Origin of the sequence: Nocardioides epinepheli, from assembly GCF_037936805.1 — a bacterium.
Taxonomy (GTDB): domain Bacteria; phylum Actinomycetota; class Actinomycetes; order Propionibacteriales; family Nocardioidaceae; genus Nocardioides.
Map to the genome: position 1 here is coordinate 47690 of NZ_JBBMMC010000017.1, position 17426 is coordinate 65115.

Annotated in this window: 18 protein-coding genes; 3 read left to right on the forward strand and 15 right to left on the reverse strand. The window is 72.9% G+C overall.

Features of this window, described 5'->3' with window-relative positions:
- Positions 1 to 24 precede the first annotated feature (24 nt).
- Positions 25 to 672 (reverse strand): hypothetical protein, encoded by a 648-nt coding sequence (locus WMR31_RS19450; RefSeq protein ID WP_340540551.1) that lies wholly within the window; start codon positions 670 to 672, stop codon positions 25 to 27.
- 104 nt (positions 673 to 776) lie between these two features.
- Between WMR31_RS19450 and WMR31_RS19455 the strand changes: the two genes are divergently transcribed.
- Positions 777 to 1232: a hypothetical protein gene (locus tag WMR31_RS19455; RefSeq protein WP_340540552.1), complete on the forward strand. Its 456-nt coding sequence runs from the start codon at positions 777 to 779 to the stop codon at positions 1230 to 1232.
- Positions 1229 to 2668: a hypothetical protein gene (locus tag WMR31_RS19460; protein ID WP_340540553.1), complete on the forward strand. Its 1440-nt coding sequence runs from the start codon at positions 1229 to 1231 to the stop codon at positions 2666 to 2668. The genes WMR31_RS19455 and WMR31_RS19460 overlap by 4 nt, the downstream gene beginning before the upstream one ends.
- Positions 2669 to 2687: 19 nt before the next feature.
- Here the strand turns inward: WMR31_RS19460 and rimI are convergent, their stop codons facing one another.
- The 9 genes from rimI to glmS are packed head-to-tail and all read right to left on the reverse strand — an operon-like array spanning position 2688 to position 11112.
- Positions 2688 to 3137 carry a ribosomal protein S18-alanine N-acetyltransferase gene (rimI, locus tag WMR31_RS19465; protein ID WP_340540554.1) on the reverse strand — a complete coding sequence of 150 codons (450 nt, stop codon included), beginning with the start codon at positions 3135 to 3137 and terminating at the stop codon, positions 2688 to 2690.
- Positions 3134 to 3772 (reverse strand): tRNA (adenosine(37)-N6)-threonylcarbamoyltransferase complex dimerization subunit type 1 TsaB, encoded by a 639-nt coding sequence (tsaB, locus tag WMR31_RS19470; protein ID WP_340540555.1) that lies wholly within the window; start codon positions 3770 to 3772, stop codon positions 3134 to 3136. The genes rimI and tsaB overlap by 4 nt, the downstream gene beginning before the upstream one ends.
- Before the next feature lie 2 nt (positions 3773 to 3774).
- Complete coding sequence (locus WMR31_RS19475; protein ID WP_340540556.1) at positions 3775 to 4344, reverse strand: isochorismatase family protein; 570 nt, start codon at positions 4342 to 4344, stop codon at positions 3775 to 3777.
- Positions 4341 to 5261, reverse strand: a complete 921-nt coding sequence (tsaE, locus tag WMR31_RS19480) for a tRNA (adenosine(37)-N6)-threonylcarbamoyltransferase complex ATPase subunit type 1 TsaE (protein ID WP_340540557.1) — start codon at positions 5259 to 5261, stop codon at positions 4341 to 4343. The genes WMR31_RS19475 and tsaE overlap by 4 nt, the downstream gene beginning before the upstream one ends.
- Complete coding sequence (locus WMR31_RS19485; protein WP_340540558.1) at positions 5258 to 6349, reverse strand: alpha/beta fold hydrolase; 1092 nt, start codon at positions 6347 to 6349, stop codon at positions 5258 to 5260. Before WMR31_RS19485 ends, tsaE begins: the two co-directional genes overlap by 4 nt.
- Positions 6346 to 7467: an alanine racemase gene (gene alr / locus WMR31_RS19490; protein WP_340540559.1), complete on the reverse strand. Its 1122-nt coding sequence runs from the start codon at positions 7465 to 7467 to the stop codon at positions 6346 to 6348. Before alr ends, WMR31_RS19485 begins: the two co-directional genes overlap by 4 nt.
- Positions 7464 to 8867, reverse strand: coding sequence for an NAD(P)H-hydrate epimerase (locus tag WMR31_RS19495; protein WP_340540560.1), 1404 nt, complete (start codon positions 8865 to 8867; stop codon positions 7464 to 7466). Before WMR31_RS19495 ends, alr begins: the two co-directional genes overlap by 4 nt.
- A 12-nt stretch (positions 8868 to 8879) precedes the next feature.
- The gene (locus tag WMR31_RS19500) at positions 8880 to 9233 is read right to left on the reverse strand and encodes a holo-ACP synthase (RefSeq protein ID WP_340540561.1); all 354 of its coding nucleotides are present in this window, start codon (positions 9231 to 9233) and stop codon (positions 8880 to 8882) included.
- A gap of 4 nt (positions 9234 to 9237) precedes the next feature.
- Positions 9238 to 11112 carry a glutamine--fructose-6-phosphate transaminase (isomerizing) gene (gene glmS / locus WMR31_RS19505; protein WP_340540562.1) on the reverse strand — a complete coding sequence of 625 codons (1875 nt, stop codon included), beginning with the start codon at positions 11110 to 11112 and terminating at the stop codon, positions 9238 to 9240.
- Positions 11113 to 11179: 67 nt separating this feature from the next.
- Between glmS and coaA the strand changes: the two genes are divergently transcribed.
- Positions 11180 to 12157, forward strand: a complete 978-nt coding sequence (coaA, locus tag WMR31_RS19510) for a type I pantothenate kinase (RefSeq protein ID WP_340540563.1) — start codon at positions 11180 to 11182, stop codon at positions 12155 to 12157.
- A gap of 319 nt (positions 12158 to 12476) precedes the next feature.
- On the opposite strand, the gene WMR31_RS19515 is transcribed toward coaA, so the two are convergent.
- From WMR31_RS19515 to glmM, 5 genes are all read right to left on the reverse strand, one after another.
- Positions 12477 to 13277: an ABC transporter permease gene (locus WMR31_RS19515; RefSeq protein WP_340540564.1), complete on the reverse strand. Its 801-nt coding sequence runs from the start codon at positions 13275 to 13277 to the stop codon at positions 12477 to 12479.
- Positions 13274 to 14230 carry an ATP-binding cassette domain-containing protein gene (locus WMR31_RS19520; RefSeq protein ID WP_340540565.1) on the reverse strand — a complete coding sequence of 319 codons (957 nt, stop codon included), beginning with the start codon at positions 14228 to 14230 and terminating at the stop codon, positions 13274 to 13276. The genes WMR31_RS19515 and WMR31_RS19520 overlap by 4 nt, the downstream gene beginning before the upstream one ends.
- 59 nt (positions 14231 to 14289) lie before the next feature.
- Positions 14290 to 14850, reverse strand: coding sequence for an FKBP-type peptidyl-prolyl cis-trans isomerase (locus WMR31_RS19525; protein ID WP_340540566.1), 561 nt, complete (start codon positions 14848 to 14850; stop codon positions 14290 to 14292).
- A 109-nt stretch (positions 14851 to 14959) separates the two neighbouring features.
- The gene (locus tag WMR31_RS19530) at positions 14960 to 16012 is read right to left on the reverse strand and encodes a GNAT family N-acetyltransferase (RefSeq protein ID WP_340540567.1); all 1053 of its coding nucleotides are present in this window, start codon (positions 16010 to 16012) and stop codon (positions 14960 to 14962) included.
- 35 nt (positions 16013 to 16047) lie between these two features.
- Positions 16048 to 17409, reverse strand: a complete 1362-nt coding sequence (glmM, locus tag WMR31_RS19535; RefSeq protein ID WP_340540568.1) for a phosphoglucosamine mutase — start codon at positions 17407 to 17409, stop codon at positions 16048 to 16050.
- Between the last annotated feature and the right edge of the window lie 17 nt (positions 17410 to 17426).

Below are 17426 nucleotides of genomic sequence, written 5' to 3' on the forward strand. Positions count from 1 at the left end.
CGAGCGCTCGCCGACCTGCCGGGCTCAGCGCCAGGTGAAGCTCGCCAGCACGCTGTCGAGGATCGCCTGGCGCTCGGGCTTGGGAAGTCCCTCGGCGAGCACCACCGACAGGCCGACCAGGTCGCCGTCGACGACGGTCGTGTAGCGATCGACCGTGGTGCCGTCGATCGTGCCGGTGACGTGTCGCATCTCGACGCCGTCGACGACGACGGGCGCCACGGCCCGCCCGCGACCATCGAGATAGGTGTCGATCGCCGCCTGTTCGAGCTCGCGGGGAGTCGGGTCCTGGACCAGGGAGGGGAACTGCGACAGGTTCATCCGGCCGGGGCGGAGGTTGCCCTCGCCGCCGCTGGCCAGGGTGCGGGCCTGGTTGGCGTCCAGCTCCCATCCGTCCGGCATCCGTACCGAGGCCGCCTTCATCCGCAGCTCGGGGCCGGTAGCGGGCGCTGGACCGGTCGGAGTCTCGCTGGCAGGCGTCGGAGAGGGCGCCGGGTCGCTCGTCGTCGGATCGCCCGACGCCGGCGACGAGGGCGACGAGGGCGGCGCGGTGGAGGGCCCGCTATCGCGGCCACCCGAGTCGTCCGAGCAGCCGGTCGCGACCAGGGCAACGGTCACGATCGTGGCCGCGGCCGCCGCGTGCCGGACGCGCCGCGGGAGAGGTGGACGGGTCATCTCGATCGAGCCTACGGGAATCTGCCGCCCGGGTGTTTGGTGCTCCTCGGGTCGGGTAGGCGACATTGCGTGATCTGGGCACGAGTAGGACGGGAGACGTACTGATGGGGTTTGGCGACGCAATCGCCGACGCACTGCAGGTCGGCGCGATCTTGGGAGCGCTGAATGTCGAGGAGGAGACGATCCGCGAGATCGTGCGCATCCTCACCCAGAGCGCGGATGACGTCCAGCGTGGTGGGCGGCCGCCCGGCACGCCGGCCACCGCCTTCGGCGGCTCGGAGAGTGGCAAGAACTTCGGCTGGAACGTCGACCAGGCGCATGCGCACGTCGTCGGCGCGATGAGCGACCTCGTCGCCGGGCTCGAGGGCTACGCCACCCGGATCCGGCACTTCCACGAAGACATCCAGTTCACCGACCAGACCGCCCAGGACGACACCCGCCGCACCACCGTCACCATCAGCAATACCGCGGTCCCGACCCTCGATCAGGTCGAGTCGTGCACCACCGGCCCGGGCTTCGGGGATCAGCCCGGATGCACCACCGAGGAGGGGCACCGATGAGCGGGCCGAACGAGCAGGACTTCCGCACCTACCTCATGGGCGCCGACGACCAGCAGATCGAGAGCGGCGCCGCCGAGTGGCTGCGCTGCTCCGAGCTGCTCGACTCGGTCGCGGAGGCCCTGCGGCTCGCGGCGGGTCGCGACGAGGAGATCGGCGGAGAGACCGGCCCCGCCATCGGCCGGTCCTTCCTCAACACCGCGGGCGGACTCGACGAGCGGGTCAAGCTGCTCAAGGACGGGCACCGGGCATTGGTCCACACCGCCATGGTGGTGCGCGACGCGCGGGGAGCCCGCGACCAGATGGACATCAACAGCCCCGAGCTCGACGACCCCGGCCCCGCGCCGCGCACGGTGGGCCCGCCCACCGATGACGACCTGAAGAACCAGAAGAAGCACAGCGACAAGGTCAAGAAGTACAACGACAACCTGCAGGCCCGCGAGGACACCTCGTTCGCGTGGGTGCGGCGGCTCGATCACGTCTTCGACCAGGAACTGCCCGTGATCCAGCGGATGTATGTGGGATCCCGCGGTCCCGAGACCCCGGAGGGACAGAACACCGGCCCGGGCGGACGCACCGGCCCGGGGGGCTCGCGGCCACCGGGTTCGCGGCCCATCGGCGGCCGGCAGCCCGGGATGCCGACTCCGCCGACCCCGGGCGAGCCCGGGTCGCCCGGCTATCCCGGAGGTCCTGGCTCGCCCGGCTATCCCGGAGGTCCCGGCTCGCCCGGCTATCCCGGAGGTCCCGGCTCGCCCGGCTATCCCGGAGGTCCCGGCTCACCCGGCTATCCCGGAGGTCCCGGCTCACCCGGCTATCCCGGAGGTCCCGGTCACCCCGGCTTCCCCGGCCACCCCGCCGGCCCCGGCCTGCCCGGTACGCCAGCCGGCCCCGGCGCGCCCGCCCCAGGTGCGCCCGGACCGATCCCCTCGGGCCCCGGCGGCATCACTCCCGGACCGGTCGGATCCCCCGCTCCCGCGCCCGGACCGGGCATCGCTCCGATCGCTCCCGGCGGCATTCCGCCCGGAGCGCCCGCGTCGCCCGGCGCCGTCCCGCCCGGAGCGCGTCCTCCCGGCGTCGTGCCCGGCTCGCCGACCACTCGTCCGATCGGTGCGACCAGCCGGCCGTCGGCGGCCGGCCCACTCGGTCGTGGTCCGTTGGCCGGAGGCGTTCCCGGCTCGCGAGCAGGGTCCGGCGCCCGCGGCACGGCCGGACGAGGCGTGGCGGGCCGTGGCCCACTGGCTGGTGGCACGGGATCGCGTGGAGGCTCCGGCGCACGTGGCGGACGTGGGGCCGCCGGTGGCCGTGCCGGGGCCGGAGGCGTGGCCGGCGGACGCCGTGGTGGCCGCGACCGCGACGAGCGGCGCGGTGATCGCGACCTGTTCGACGACGGCTCGGACTGGCTCGACGACGACGGCATCGCGCCGGAGGTCCTGGACTGAGAGCCTGGACTGGGCCGGCTCAGTCGAGTGGGAGAAGCATGACCACGGCCGTGGCGCCGTCGCGGTAGTAGCGGCGGCGCCGGTCGATCTCGGTGAAGCCGTGGCGCCGGTAGAACGCGCGTGCGGCGTCGTTGTCCTCGCGAACCTCGAGCAGCAGCCGGTCCGCGCCTCCCGACCTCGCGTGCGTGACCACCGCACCGAGCAGGAGACCGGCCAGCCCGCGGCGCCGCTGTTCGGTACCCACGGCGATCCGCTGGAGCTCGGCCAGGTCGGCGACGACGCTGGCTGCTGCGTAGCCCACGACGCCCTGCGCGGTCTCGGCCACCCAGAAGGACACGGTCGGGGTCTCCCCCGTGACGCCGGAGCGCACCAGGCCGGCGGGCCAGGCGTCGATCGCCAGGCACTCCTCCTCCAGCGACCACACGACGTCGGCGTCCGCCGGTCGTGCGGGACGGACGACGGCGGTCACGACACGGGTTTCGGGGCGCCCGGGATCTCGGCGTCCGGGCGGCGCAGGTACAGGGGCTCGGGGGGCAGCCGTTCGGCGCGCCCGCGCAGCATCCCCAGGCCGAGCCAGGCCGCGGCCGGCCGCACCGGGCCGACCCGGTGCGGGAACGCGTCGGGGTACAGGACGGCGCCCTCCCCGACCACCGGACGCTCGGTGGCGACGGTGCCGGGTCGGGCGACGCTCGGGGCACCGAGCCGGTCGCCCGCCGCGTCGTACTCGGCGAGGTAGACCTCCTTGCGGCGCGCGTCGGTGGCGACGACGAATGGCTCGCCGACGTCGCCTGCCTCGACCGCCTGGAGCGCGAGCGCGTCGAGGCTGCACACTCCGGTGACCGGGACGTCGAGCACCAGGCCCAGGGTGCGCGCGGTGACGAGTCCGACCCGCAGTCCGGTGAACGGCCCCGGACCGACCCCGACCGCGATGCCCGTGATGTCGCCGCGACCCACGCCCGCCAGCGCGAGGGTCTCCTCGATCAGCGGCGCCAGCTGCTCGCCGTGCCGCATGGCCTCGGTGGAGACCGCCTCGGCGCGCACGTCGTCGCCGTCGAGCAGGGCGACGGTGACGGTCGGCGAGGCGGTGTCGAAGGCGAGGAGCACGGCTATGACCGTAGGGCATCGGGGCGAGAGCGGAAACGGACCTCGGCGGCGGTGGCGACCACGGCCGCGCCGTCACCGAGCGACCACGCCGCGACCCGCTTGACGTGCTCGGCGGGCACCGCCGCGCCGAGCGGTCCGGCCGGGATGTCGAAGGTGGTGTGCGCGTCGTGAGGAAGGACGACGCGATGGCCGCGGGCGATCGCACCGCGCGCCATCGCCGCCACACACATCTCCGACTGGAGACCGCCCACCGCGATCACCTCATGGCCGCCGAGCTCCTGGGCCAGGGCGGTCCCGAGGAACGCGTCGTCGTCGGTCTTCTCGACCACGACCTCGCCGGGGTGGACCGCGAGCACCAGATCACGCCCGGCGCCGGTGGTCGGGAAGCGCGAGTCGGCGGTGCCGAGGTCGCGGATGTGGATCACGGTGGCGCCCGCGGCTCGGGCCGAGCCGAGAAGGGTGGTCAACGCGGCCAGCAGGCCTGCGGCGTCGGCGGGAGGTGGGTCGGCGCCGAGGAAGGCGTGCTGGACGTCGACCACCACGAGGGCCGTGCACGCCGCCGGGTCGGTCACGTCGTGGCCCAACGGGGACCGAGCTTGAGGATCTCCACCAGGCGGGGATCGTGGTCGTCGCCGCCGGGGTCGTCGCCGTCGGCGCCACTGGTCATCCTGGTGATCCGGATCTGCAGCCGCGAGTCGGCGAGGTCCTCGGCCAGGCCCTCCCCCCACTCGACCACCGTGACGGCGTCGGCCAAGGAGGTGTCGAGGTCGAGGTCGTCGAGCTCGGCGGCGCCGCCGAGCCGGTAGGCGTCGACGTGCACGAGCTCGGGACCGCCACGATCCGAGCGGTGCTCGCGGGCGATCACGAAGGTGGGCGAGGTGACCGCACCCGCTACGCCCAGCCCGAGTCCGAGACCCTGCGTGAAGGTCGTCTTGCCCGCCCCGAGGTCCCCGGTGAGCACCACCAGGTCGCCGGGCCGCAGGCTCGTCGCCACGCGCGCGCCGAGGGCCCGCATGTCCTCGGGAGTGGCGACCTCGTAGAACGACGGGACGGGTCGCACGAGCTCGACGTAGGGAGAGCGGCGGTCGGTCTGCACGAAGCCGCGCCGGGTCCAGAAGGCCACGGTCGCAGGCAGCTCCTCGCGGGCCACCACCCGCAGCCAGGGCTTCCCGACGGCCGCCTCCGAGGCGGCCTGGATCAGTGCGCCGGCCACGCCGCGTCCGCGCGCCGCGGCGAGGACGCCGAACCGGCGCAGGTAGACCGCGTCGCCCACGGCGTCCAGGATGAGCGCCCCGACCGGCTCGCCGTCCAAGCGCGCGAGCAGGCCGCCACCGAGCGCCAGCCGGGTGGCGATCGAGGCCTCGGTCTCGGTGAGCGCGTCGGCGGGCGGGTCGAGCGGCGGCCGGCTCCCGAACGCCTCGCGCACGATCTCGAGCACCGTCGCGGCCGACTCCGGGCCGATGCGACGCACGTTGAGGTCGTCGGTCACCTTCGCGACGCCCGGGCGGTGGCTGCGGTGATCAGCTGGTCGAGCTCGGCGTTGACCTGGTCGTGGCGCTCCAAGGGCACCATGTGACCGGCTCCCTCGCACTCCAGGAGCTGGGATCCGGGGATCCGCGCGTGCAGCTTGCGGGAGTGCCCGATCGAGGTGAGCTTGTCGGCCGTGCCGCAGATCACCGAGACCGGGATCGAGCCGAGCACCTCCACGAAGTCGAACTTGTCGAGGTCGCCGAAGCTCGGGAAGAAGTCGGCGACCACCTCGAACGGCGTCTGCGACAGCATGTCGTCGACGAAGCGCACGTAGGAGTCCGGGACGTCGCCGCCGAACGCCAGCCGTCGGGTGGCGGCGTTGGCCACCGCCCGGCCGGCCCGGCGCACGGTGTCGACGGTGCTGTGCCGGCGGTGCAAGGTGGCGATCGCCCGGTGCGCCACGGATCCGGTGACCCGAGCCGGCAGCATCGGCAGCAGGATCCGGCTCGGGTCGAGTCCACCGGCCGTGGTGGAGATCAGCGCGACGCCGACCACCTTGGTGCCGATCAGCTCGGGGTACAGCTCGGCGAAGGCGACGATGGTCATCCCGCCCATCGAGTGGCCGACGAGGACCACCGGGCCGTCGGGCGCCGTCTGCTCGATGACCTGGTGCAGATCGCGCGCCAGCTGGTCGATGGTGGCGTGCTCACGATCGGACCTGCCGGAGCGACCGTGCGAGCGCTGGTCGTAGTAGACGCTACGGACCAGCCCGCGGTAGGCGGCGCGCTGGAAGTGCCAGCAGTCGAGGTTGAGGCAGTAGCCGTGCACGAAGATGACGGTGACCGGAGCCGGGGCCTTCTTGCCGCGTGGCGTGCCGGGGGGCTCCTCGCCGGGCTCGACCTCGTCGATCTCGACGTGCAGGGGGACGCCGTCGTCGGCGACCACGGTGACCGGTGCCGAGTGCAGGCTGCCGAAGGGGATCTCGAGGTCGACCGCCCGGCCCACGGTGTGGTGCTGCTTGCGCAGCAGTCCGACGGCGGTCCCGGCCGCCGCGACACCCAGGGCTCCGCCGATCGCTCCCAGCAGCCAGCGCCGCGATCCGCTCATGCCTCACTCCCTCCGATGTAGCGCCGCGTCAGCCGTCCGCCGGCCCGCGTCACGATCTCGTAGTTGATGGTGCCACTGGCCTCCGCCCAGTCCTGGGCGGTCGGCCGCCCCTCCCCCGGCGGGCCGAACAGCACGACGTCGTCGCCGGCGCGCACCTCGGCGTCCTCGCCCAGGTCGACCACGACCTGGTCCATGCACACGATGCCGCGCACCGGTCGGCGTCGACCACCGACCGCCACCTCGAGCCGCCCGCTCCCGGTGCGCGGGACGCCGTCGGCGTAGCCGACCGGCACCACGCCCACCTTGGTGGCCGACGGGGCGGTCCAGGTGTAGCCGTAGGAGACCGAGTCGCCGGCGGCGATCTGCTTGACCATGGCCAGGTCGGCCCGCACCGTCATCGCCGGGCGCAGGTCGGTGCCGTGCTCGATGGACGGGGCCGGGTCGAGGCCATAGCTCGCGATGCCGGTCCGGACGGCGTTGTAGCGCGCCTGCGGACGCAGGATCGTCGCAGCGGAGTTGGCGAGGTGGCGCAGCTCGGGGTCGAGCCCGGCGGCCTCGGCAGCCGCGATCGCGTCGTCGAAGACGGCCTGCTGCGCGTCGTTGGCCGGGTGGTCGGGCTCGTCGGCGCAGGCCAGGTGCGACCAGATCCCGGTGATGGCCCAGTCTCCGGCGACCTCGCCGGCTCGGGCCCGGGCGAACAGCGCCTCCCAGTCGGCGCGCGACGCGCCCCCGCGGCTCATGCCGGTGTCGACCTTCAGCTGTACGCGGGCCGGGACGTCGGTGACCGCGGCGGCGATCTCGTCGAGCTCGGCCACCGAGTAGGCGGTCAGGTCGATGCCCTCGCGGATGACGTCGTCGTAGCGCTCCCCCGGCACCGTGAGCCAGGTGAGGATCGGCCCGGTGTCGCCGGCGGCGCGCAGCGCCCGTGCTTCGTCGAGCGTGGTGGTGGCCAGCCAGTCGGCGCCGGCCGCGCGGGCGGTGCGCGCCACGGGCAGCAGGCCGTGCCCGTAGGCGTCGGCCTTGACGACGGTCATCATCGTCACTCCGGCGAGCTCCTTGAGGACGCCCACGTTGTGGGCGATCGCGTCGAGGTCGACGACGATCTCGGCACGGCTCATGGGGTCGATTCTCGCAGGAGGTCCCGCATCATCCCGGGCAGGCCACGCGCGACGTCGCTGGCGGTGATCGGACCTCCCGCCGAGGCGGCGGTGGCGGTGGCGCCGTGCACCCACGAGCCGACCGATGCCGCGTCGAAGGGTGCCAGTCCGGCGGCGAGCAGGGCGCCGATCAGGCCGCCGAGCACGTCTCCCGCGCCGGCCGTCGCGAGCCACGGTGTGCCGGTGGTCGTGACCCGGGTGCGCCCGCCCGGCTCGACGACGAGCGTGTGGCGTCCCTTGAGCAGCACGACGGCGCCGTACCGCTCGGCGGCACTCCGGGCGTGCTCGAGCGGACGGGCCTCGATCTCGGCGCGCTCGACGTCGAGCATCCGGGCCAGCTCGCCGGCGTGCGGGGTGAGGATCAGGTCGGCGTTGTCGCCATGTGGGGAGACGAAGGCCAGCGCGTCGGCGTCGACGACCGTCGGGACGGCGTCGGCGAGGGCGTCGGCGAGCGTCGCCTCGGCGCCGGAGTCGCTGCCCGATCCCACCACCCACGCCTGGACGCGACCGGGGCCGACCACCTCGGGGTGCGCGGCCTGCACCATGCGGAGCACGAGGTCGTCGCCGACGTAGCGCACCATCCCGGTCATGCCGCAGTCGGCGCCGCCCACCGACAGCAGTCCGGCGCCGGGGTAGGTGGCCGAGCCGGCCCGCACTCCGACGACGCCGCGCAGGTACTTCTGCGCGTCCACCGGCGGCCGCGGCAGGAGTGCGGCGACGTCCGCGGCCTGGAGCGCCTCGACCGGAGCGGGCGGTAGCTCCAGGTCCAGGTCGACGAGGTGGACCGCTCCCGCGTGCTGGGCGGCGGGGTCGACGAGATCGGCGATCTTGTAGGTGCCGAAGGTGACGGTGAGGACCGCCTCGACCGCCGGTCCGTCCAGAGCCCCGGTGTCGACGTCGACGCCGCTCGGCACGTCGACCGCGACCACCGGGACGCCGTCGAGGGCGGCGAGCGCGGCCACGGCGTCGGCACGCAGCCCGGGTCGTCCGCCGATCCCGACGATGCCGTCGACCACCAGGTCCGGCCGGACCGGGGGTGGGCCGTCGAGCACCGTGCCACCGGCGGACCGTAGCGCCTCGAGACCGGCCTGGTGGACGCGATCCGACAGTGCCCAGGCGGCCACCGCGACGCCGCGGCGAGCCAGCCGGGCGCCGGCGTACAGCGCGTCGCCGCCGTTGTCGCCGGGCCCGACCAGGAGCACCACCCGGCGTCCGTAGACGGCGCCGGTGGTGCCGAGCAGGTCGAGCACGGCGTCTGCGAGTCCCGCCGCAGCACGCTGCATCAGGGCTCCGTCGGGGAGGGCGGCCATGGCGGCGGCCTCGGCCGCCCGGACCTGCTCGACGGTGTGTGCGTATCTCATGGGGTACCGCTCTCAGCTCTCGAGGACCACGACGGCCGAGGCGATCCCGGCGTCGTGCGACAGCGACACGTGGACGTGGACGACGCCGAGCGCGGCCGCGCGGTCGAGCACGGTGCCGCGCAGCTCGAGTCTCGGCCTGCCGGACTCCTCGGAGAACACCTCGGCGTCGTGCCAGGCCAGTCCGGCCGGCGCGCCCAGGGCCTTGGCCAGTGCCTCCTTGGCGGCGAAGCGGGCCGCCAGCGAGGCGAGCGGCCGGACCGCCTCCGCGGGAGTGAACAGCCTCTCTCGCAGGCCGGGCGTGCGCTCCATCGAGGCGGCGAACCGGTCGAGGTCGCACACGTCGATGCCGACGCCGATGACGGCCACCTGGCTACTCGACCGTGACGGACTTGGCCAGGTTGCGCGGCTGGTCGACGTCGTGGCCCAGCGCGGTGGCGAGCTCGCAGGCGAACAGCTGGAGCGGGACGACGGCCACCAGCGGCTGGAGCAGCACGGGCACCTTGGGCAGCCGGATCAGCACGTCGGCGTACGGCTCGATCCGAGTGTCGCCCTCCTCGGCGAGGCAGATCGTGCGGGCGCCCCGGGCGCGGACCTCCTGGATGCCGGAGATCATCTTCTCGTGCAGCTGGTCGCGGCCGCGCGGCGGCACCACGCACAGCACCGGCAGGCCCTCCTCCACCAACGCGATCGGGCCGTGCTTGAGCTCGCCGGCGGCGAAGCCCTCGGCGTGGAGGTAGGCGATCTCCTTGAGCTTCAGCGCACCCTCGAGCGCGACCGGGTATCCGGCGTGCCGGCCCAGGAAGAGCACCGAGCGCGAGTCGACGTGGGCGCGGGCCAGCTCGTAGACGTCGTCGGCGCCGGCGAGGACGGTGTCGATGTGCTCGGGGATGGCTTCGAGCTGGACCATCACCTCCTCCACCTCGTCGCCGTAGCGGGTCCCCTTGACCTGCGCGACATACAGCGCGAGCAGGTAGCAGCCCACGAGCTGGGTCAAGAAGCCCTTGGTGGAGGCGACTCCGATCTCGGGGCCCGCGTGGGTGTAGATGACGGCGTCGGACTCGCGCGGGATCGTGGAGCCGTTGGTGTTGCAGATCGCGAGCACCTTGGAGCGCTGGGCGCGGGCGTGCCGGATCGCCTGGAGGGTGTCGGCGGTCTCGCCGGACTGGCTGATCGCCACCACCAGGGTGGAGTAGTCGAGGATCGGGTCGCGGTAGCGGAACTCCGAGCTGAGCTCGACCTCCACCGGGATCCGCGTCCAGTGCTCGATGGCGTACTTGGCCACCATGCCGGCGTAGAACGACGTGCCGGCGGCGATGATGATGATCTTGTCGATGTCGCGGATCTCGTCGTCGGAGAGCCGCATCTCGTCGAGCTGGAGCAGGCCCTCGGGCGTGCGGCGCCCCAGCAGGGAGTCGGCGACCGCGCGCGGCTGCTCGAAGATCTCCTTGCGCATGAACCAGTCGTGGCCGTCCTTCTCGGCCGCCGAGAGGTCCCAGTCGACGTGGTAGGCGCGGGCCTGGCTCGGGTTGCCGTCGAAGTCGGTGATGTCGACGGCGTCGCGGGAGATGGTCACGACCTGGTCCTGGCCGAGCTCGAGGGCCTCGCGGGTGTGCTCGATGAACGCCGCGACGTCGGAGCCGAGGAAGTTCTCACCTTCCCCCACGCCGACGACCAGCGGGGAGTTGCGGCGCGCGGCGACGACCCGGTCGGCGTCGGCGGCGTCGATCGCCACCAGCGTGAACGCGCCCTCCAGCCGGCGGCAGACCCGCTGCATCGCGGTGGTCAGGTCGGCCCCGCCGAGCACCTCGAGCTCGAGGAGGTGCGCGGCGACCTCGGTGTCGGTCTCGGAGAGGAGGGAGTCGCCGTCGTCCTCGAGGTCGGCGCTGAGCTCGGCGAAGTTCTCGATGATCCCGTTGTGCACCAGCGCCACGCGCCCCTGCGGCCCGAGATGGGGATGGGCGTTGACGTCGGTGGGCGCACCGTGGGTGGCCCACCGGGTGTGCCCGATTCCGGTGTGTGAGGGCGGGAGCGGATGGTCGGCGATGAGCTTCTCGAGGTTCGCGAGCTTCCCGGCCTTCTTGGCCGAGGCGATGGCGCCGGTCCGGTGACCGTCGGGTGCCTCGGGCCCGGGGACGACCAGCGCGATGCCGGCCGAGTCGTAGCCGCGATACTCCAGGCGTCGCAGACCCTCGATCACGACTTCCTGGGCTTGCCTGGGTCCGACGTATCCGACGATTCCGCACATAGTGGCCCAGCCTACGAGAGCCGGACCGCCGCGCCTCGCAGGCTCGACTCCTGCAACAATCGCGGTCATGTCTCACGGGGGTGCCTCCCGGCACGACGAGTCGACGAGGGAGACCTCTCCCTACATCGAGCTCGACCGCAGCGCCTGGGCAGAGCTCGCCACCGGCACCGAGAGCCCCCTCTCGCCAGCGGAGATCAAGACCCTCCGCGGTCTCGGTGAGTCGCTCGACATCAAGGAGGTCGAGGAGGTCTACCTACCGCTGTCGCGGCTGCTGAGCCTGTACGTGAGCGCCGCGGGCCAGCTGCACCGCGAGCAGGAGCGCTTCCTGCACCAGACGACGCCGCCGCGGACGCCGTTCGTGATCGGCCTGGCCGGCTCCGTGGCCGTCGGCAAGTCCACCACCGCGCGGGTGCTCCAGCAGATGCTCGCCCACTGGCCCGAGCACCCCAACGTCGCACTGGTGACCACCGACGGCTTCCTCTACCCCAACGCCGAGCTCGAGCGCCGCGGACTCCTCCAGCGCAAGGGCTTCCCGGAGTCCTACGACCGGCGCGCGCTGCTCCGCTTCGCCGTCGACATCAAGTCCGGCAAGGACGAGGTGGAGGCGCCGACGTACTCGCACCTGGTCTACGACGTCGTCCCCGACGAGAAGATCGTCATCAAGCGCCCCGACATCGTCATCATCGAGGGTCTCAACGTCCTCCAGCCCGCGCGGGTGCGCGAGGACGGCCGCAGCGGTCTCACCCTGAGCGACTTCTTCGACTTCTCCGTCTACGTCGACGCCGGGCGCGACAAGATCCGTGACTGGTACATCTCCCGCTTCCTGCGGCTGCGCGAGACCGCGTTCCGAGACCCCCACTCCTACTTCGCCAAGTACGCCGACCTCAGCCACGACGAGGCGGTCGCCGAGGCCGAGCGGATCTGGGAGACGATCAACGGCCCCAACCTGGTGCAGAACATCCTCCCCACCCGCTCCCGCGCGACCCTGGTGATGCGCAAGGACCGCGACCACTCGGTGCGCTACGTCCGCCTCCGCAAGCTCTGACCCGCCCGTCCGGCCACTCGGAGGTTGAGCAAGCCGACGAAACCACCCGAGCCTCCCTCGCCAACCCTGGCAAGAACGGTTGCCGGGGTTTCGTCAGCGCTCGCTGACGCTCGCTTGCTCAACCTCCGGCCGGGTCAGCCTCGGAGGTTGAGCAAGCCGACGAGTGAGGAACGAACTCGTCGGCGCCGACGAAACCTCGCAAGCCTCCCTCGCCAACCCTGGCAGCGCCGGTTGCCGGGGTTTCGTCAGCGCTCGCTGACGCTCGCTTGCTCAACCCCCGGCCGCGGGAAGGTCGGCAGCGCCGGTTGCCGGGGTCTCCTCAGCCGACGTCGCGACGCAGGGTGGTGAGGCGGCCCAGGGTCGCGAAGACGGCGATGTAGCCCAGGAAGACCAGGGCGCCGCCCCAGCGTGGCAGCAGGTCGCCGGTGCCGAGCTCGGCGAAGAAACTGGCGCCGACGAGGGAGTCGGCCGCGCCGCCGGGGAGATAGGAGGCGAGTCCAGCGAGGGAATCGATCGAGCCGAGCACCACGCGGGCCACCGGCTCGACGAACTGGGTGAAGGCGAGGATCAGGACGATCGCGGCGACCTGCTGGGTCACGAGCAGACCGAACGAGGCACCCAGGACGGCCCACAGCGCCGTCACCACGACGTCGAAGAGCAGCACGAGGAGCACGTCGGGGTCGCTCAGGTAGGCGCCGTCGCCGGAGATCGCGAGCACCGGGGCGCCGGCCGCGACGATCGTGGCGGTGCCGGCGAGACCGAACAAGATGCCCACAGGCACGCTGGCGAGCAGCTTGGCGGCGAGGAAGACGCCGCGGCGGGGCTCGGCGAGCAGGGTCTGGGTGATGGTCTTGTGCCGGAACTCGGTGGTGACCATGAGGCTGCCGATCACCAGCGGGAACACGTAGCCGATCGAGCTGACGAATCCGTAGAGCGCCTTGGCCGCCTCGGCCCCGCCGAGCGCCGGCGACCCGGAGTCGGTCGTCGTGGAGGAGGCGGTGATCGAGAAGCCGAAGGTCACCCCGATGAAGCCGAGGTAGCCGACCATGCCCACCAGCAGGATCCACCAGATCCGGGTGCTGAACAGCTTGCGGAACTCCGAACGCAGCGCGGCCTTCATCGCACGCTCCCGAGGTTGGCCGGCGCCCCGGCGGTGGGCGTCTCGGCGGGGGCGCCGTCGGCCGACCCGGAGGTGAGCCGGAAGAAGACGTCCTCCAGGTCGGTGCCCTGCGGCGTCAGCTGGTGCAGCTCGACCCCGGCGGCGAACGCCGCGGCGCCGACCTCTGCGGTGCCGACGCCGTCGATCATGGTGCCGTGCTCGTGGGGCTGGGCGTTCCAACCGTGCTGCCGGACCAGCTCTGCCAGGGCGTCGGGGCTCGGCGTGACGACGTAGGTGGCAGGACTGGCCAGGTCGGCCATGCCGGCCAGCGAGGAGGCGTGGACCAGCCGGCCCCGTGCGATCACCACGACGTCGTCGACGGTGTTCTGCACCTCGCCGAGCAGGTGGCTGGAGACCAGCACGGTGCGGCCCTCCCCGGCGAAGTGACGCAGCAGCGTGCGCAGCCACCGGATGCCCTCGGGGTCCAGGCCGTTGGTGGGCTCGTCGAGCACCAGGCAGGGAGGGTCGCCGAGCAGTGCGGTCGCCAGGCCCAGCCGCTGCCGCATCCCCATCGAGTAGTTGCCGACGCGCCGGTTGGCCGCATCGGCTATGCCGACCAGCTCGAGCAGCTCGTGGCAGCGGGAGTCGGGGACGCCGGCCTGCGGCGCGTAGACGCGCAGGTGACCCAGCCCGGTGCGGCCGGGGTGGAAGCCGGTCGCCTCGAGCGCGGCGCCGACCACACGCGTGGGCGTCGGGTGATCGACATAGGGCCGATCGCCCACCAGCGCGGTGCCGGAGGAGGCCCGGGCGAGGCCGAGCAGCATCCGCAGCGTGGTGGTCTTGCCGGCGCCGTTGGGGCCGAGAAAGCCGGTCACCGCGCCTGGTCTCACCTCGAAGCTGAGGTCGTCGACAGCTCGCAGCGGTCCGTAGACCTTCGTGAGCCCTTGCACGGTCAGGGACGGCGCGGCGATCACGCGGCCCACCATGCCAGGCCGGGTGAAACGGCCCGCGACCGCCTCGGACCCGGCTGGGATCAGGCTGCCTCGATGATGTCGAGGACGAAGAACAGGTGGGCGTTCGGCGGGATCACCGGTGGCGAGCCCTCCTTGCCGTAGCCCAGCTCCGGCGGGATCGAGAGCAGGACCCGGCTGCCGACCGGGACTCCGACCAAGGCCTGGTCCCAGCCCGGGATGAGTGACCCGACGCCGATCGGCGCCTGGAACGGAGTGCTGCTGTAGCTCTCGTCGAAGGGCTGGTCCGAGCCGTAGACCGAGCCGAAGTAGTTCGCGGTGATGGTCTGGCCCTTCTGAACCTCCGGGCCGTCACCCTCCTTGACCAAGAAGACCTCGAGCTCGTCGCCCGGCTTCGGCGTATCGGCGAAGTCGAGCCCGGTGACGCCGTCCGAGTCGTCGGTGACGATCTTGGGGGCCCACTCGGGGAGAGGCTCCGACTCGCCCGTCCCCTCCGACTGCTGCTCGGTCGGCGAAGGATCCGAGGACCCGGTGTCCTCGCTGCTCTGGCCGGCCAGATCCTTGGCGGTGTCGTCGTCGCCGTCCTCGCTGCTGCAGGCGGCGAAGGTGAGAGCGAGGGACACGACGGCCGCACCGACCCCGGCTCGTCGAAGGGCGGTTCGGACAGGGCGGATCGGTGATGACATGGGTTCATGCTCCCCCACGAGCGGGATCCGCTACGTGGCGGCTCCGCTACGTGGGCGATCCCGTACGTGCGGGCTCGCTCTGGGGCAGCACCTTCTGGACGTCGTGGGCGACCTCGACGACGCGGTAGCCGAGTCGCTCGTTGACGGCGTTCATGTGCGCGTTCACCCCGGCATTGCCGGTGAGGAGCGTGAGGCAGTCGGGCCATTGCTCGCGCAGGAGCCGGTGCAGGCGCACCTTGAGCGCGAGCCCCAGCGCGTGGCCGCGGTGCTCGGGGAGTACGAGGGTGCCGGTGATCCGGGCGCGGTGGGCGGCCGACTCGAAGTGCGCGGCCTCGGTGTAGCCCACCAGGCTGCCGTCGGGTGCGCGTGCCGCGACGAGGATCCGGCGTCGTCCGATCTCGCGGTCGCGTGCCTCCTCGGCTCGGACCCTGGCCGCGTCCCACGGCTCCGGTCGGAGGTCGAGGTCCTCGGTGGGAGCCTCGGCCAGGAACCTGCTGTAGAGCGCGCAGATCGGCTCCACCAGCTCCTCCGGCGTCACCTCGCCCCACCACACCAGCTCGTAGCCGGCCGATCGCTCGGCCGCCTCGGCCTCCAGGGTGGGCCACAAGTCCTCGGTCGCCACCAGGTCGACCGACTTCTTCTCCTCCAGTCCCGCACGCGCGAACCCGTGGTGCTCGACGAACGCGAGCCCCGGGCTGGCGGCCGCGCCGTCAGCACCGGGTGCGGTGGTCACCTCGCCCATCAGCGTGTGGCGCCCGAGTCCGGCCGCCAGCGCCTCCGCCTCGGCCAGCAGCGCGCTGGCGATCCCGCGGCGACGGCGATCGGGGAGGCAGTAGATCTCGAGGTAGGCCAGGTGCGGGTTGCCGATCCCGACCGAGGCGAGCAGCGCCGCACCGGCCGCGGCGCCGTCGACCCGGGCCAGGAGGAAGTGCAGCTCGCGTCCTGGAGCCGGCGTCGTCCAGCCACGCTGGGCGGTCTCCCACGACGGGAAGGTGTCGAGCTCGATGTGGGCGCGCGACCACAGCGCGACCTGCCACCAGTCGTGGAGGAACGCGGTGTTCGCAGCCGGGAAGGCATAGACCTCGATGCCGTCGCTCATGGGCGAGGACGCTATCGGGTCCGCGGATCGGGGCGTCAGGCGAAGCTGAGCCGGTCGCGGACGACGTCGGCGAGCCGGTGCGCGACGGCGTCGGCGGTGTCCTGCGTGGAGGCCTCGACCATGACCCGCACCAGCGGCTCGGTGCCGGAGGGCCGCAGCAGGACGCGCCCCTGGTCGCCGAGGTCGGCCTCCTCGGCCGCGACTGCCTCGAGCAGCGCCTCGTCGGTGGCGCAGCGGCTCTTGTCGACGCCAGGGACGTTCACCAGGATCTGCGGGAACCGAGTGACGACCGAGGCGAGATCGCGCAGGGAGCGACCGGTCGACACCATCCGCTGGAGCACGTGCAGGGCGGTGAGCAGGCCGTCGCCGGTGGTGGCGTGCGCGCGCATGATCACGTGGCCCGACTGCTCCCCGCCGAGGGTGAAGCCGCCGGCGTTCATGTCCTCCAGGACGTAGCGGTCGCCGACGGCGGTCTGGCGGACGACGACACCGGCGTCCTGCATGGCGCGCACGAAGCCCAGGTTGCTCATCACCGTCGCCACGACGGTGTCGTCCGCCAGCGACCCGGCGTCGCGCAGCGCGAGCGCGAGGATCGCCAGGATCTGGTCGCCGTCGACGATCGCGCCGGTGGCATCGACCGCCAGGCACCGGTCGGCGTCGCCGTCGACGGCGAACCCGGCGTGGGCGCCGTGGTCGACCACCGCACGCTGGAGGCGCTCGAGGTGGGTGGAGCCGTAGCCGTCGTTGATGTTGAGCCCGTCGGGCTCGGCGCCGATCACCACGACCTCCAGCCCGGCCTCGGCGAAGGCCCGCGGGCCGACCTCGCTGGCCGCCCCGTGCGCGCAGTCCAAGACGACGCGCAGCGGACCCGACGGCCCCTCGATCGGGCCGTCGAGGGTGCCGACCAGGTGCGCGGCGTACTCCTCGATCGTCGGCGCGTAGGGGCGCACGCGGCCGACGTCGCCGCCGGTCGGCAGGTCCCAGGACGTGCCGAGCAGGGCCTCGATCTCGCGCTCGACGGCGTCGTCGAGCTTCACCCCGCCCCGGGCCAGGAACTTGATGCCGTTGTCGGGCATGGCGTTGTGGGAGGCGCTGATGACGACGCCGACGTCGGCGCCCAGTGCGTCGGTGAAGTAGGCGACGCCGGGCGTCGGGAGCACCCGCAGCCGCAGGACGTCGACACCGGCGGAGGCGAGACCGGCCACCACGGCGTGCTCGAGGAACTGCCCCGAGATCCGGGTGTCGCGGCCGACCACCGCGAGCGGTCGCTGCCCGCTGAAGTCACCGCGGTCGACCAGCACCCGCGCCGCGGCAACGCCGAGATCGAGGGCCAGCTGCGCGGTGAGAGCACCGTTGGCAAGACCGCGGACGCCGTCGGTTCCGAAGATGCGTGACATCAGACTCCGTCTCTGGC

Excerpts from the sequence above, each read along its gene's own strand:
- WMR31_RS19450 (WP_340540551.1), bottom strand. The coding sequence starts at position 672 with ATGACCCGTCCACCTCTCCCGCGGCGCGTCCGGCACGCGGCGGCCGCG.
- WMR31_RS19455 (WP_340540552.1), top strand. The coding sequence starts at position 777 with ATGGGGTTTGGCGACGCAATCGCCGACGCACTGCAGGTCGGCGCGATC.
- WMR31_RS19460 (WP_340540553.1), top strand. The coding sequence starts at position 1,229 with ATGAGCGGGCCGAACGAGCAGGACTTCCGCACCTACCTCATGGGCGCC.
- WMR31_RS19485 (WP_340540558.1), bottom strand. The coding sequence starts at position 6,349 with ATGAGCGGATCGCGGCGCTGGCTGCTGGGAGCGATCGGCGGAGCCCTG.
- alr (WP_340540559.1), bottom strand. The coding sequence starts at position 7,467 with ATGAGCCGTGCCGAGATCGTCGTCGACCTCGACGCGATCGCCCACAAC.
- WMR31_RS19495 (WP_340540560.1), bottom strand. The coding sequence starts at position 8,867 with ATGAGATACGCACACACCGTCGAGCAGGTCCGGGCGGCCGAGGCCGCC.
- glmS (WP_340540562.1), bottom strand. The coding sequence starts at position 11,112 with ATGTGCGGAATCGTCGGATACGTCGGACCCAGGCAAGCCCAGGAAGTC.
- coaA (WP_340540563.1), top strand. The coding sequence starts at position 11,180 with ATGTCTCACGGGGGTGCCTCCCGGCACGACGAGTCGACGAGGGAGACC.
- WMR31_RS19515 (WP_340540564.1), bottom strand. The coding sequence starts at position 13,277 with ATGAAGGCCGCGCTGCGTTCGGAGTTCCGCAAGCTGTTCAGCACCCGG.
- WMR31_RS19530 (WP_340540567.1), bottom strand. The coding sequence starts at position 16,012 with ATGAGCGACGGCATCGAGGTCTATGCCTTCCCGGCTGCGAACACCGCG.
- glmM (WP_340540568.1), bottom strand. The coding sequence starts at position 17,409 with ATGTCACGCATCTTCGGAACCGACGGCGTCCGCGGTCTTGCCAACGGT.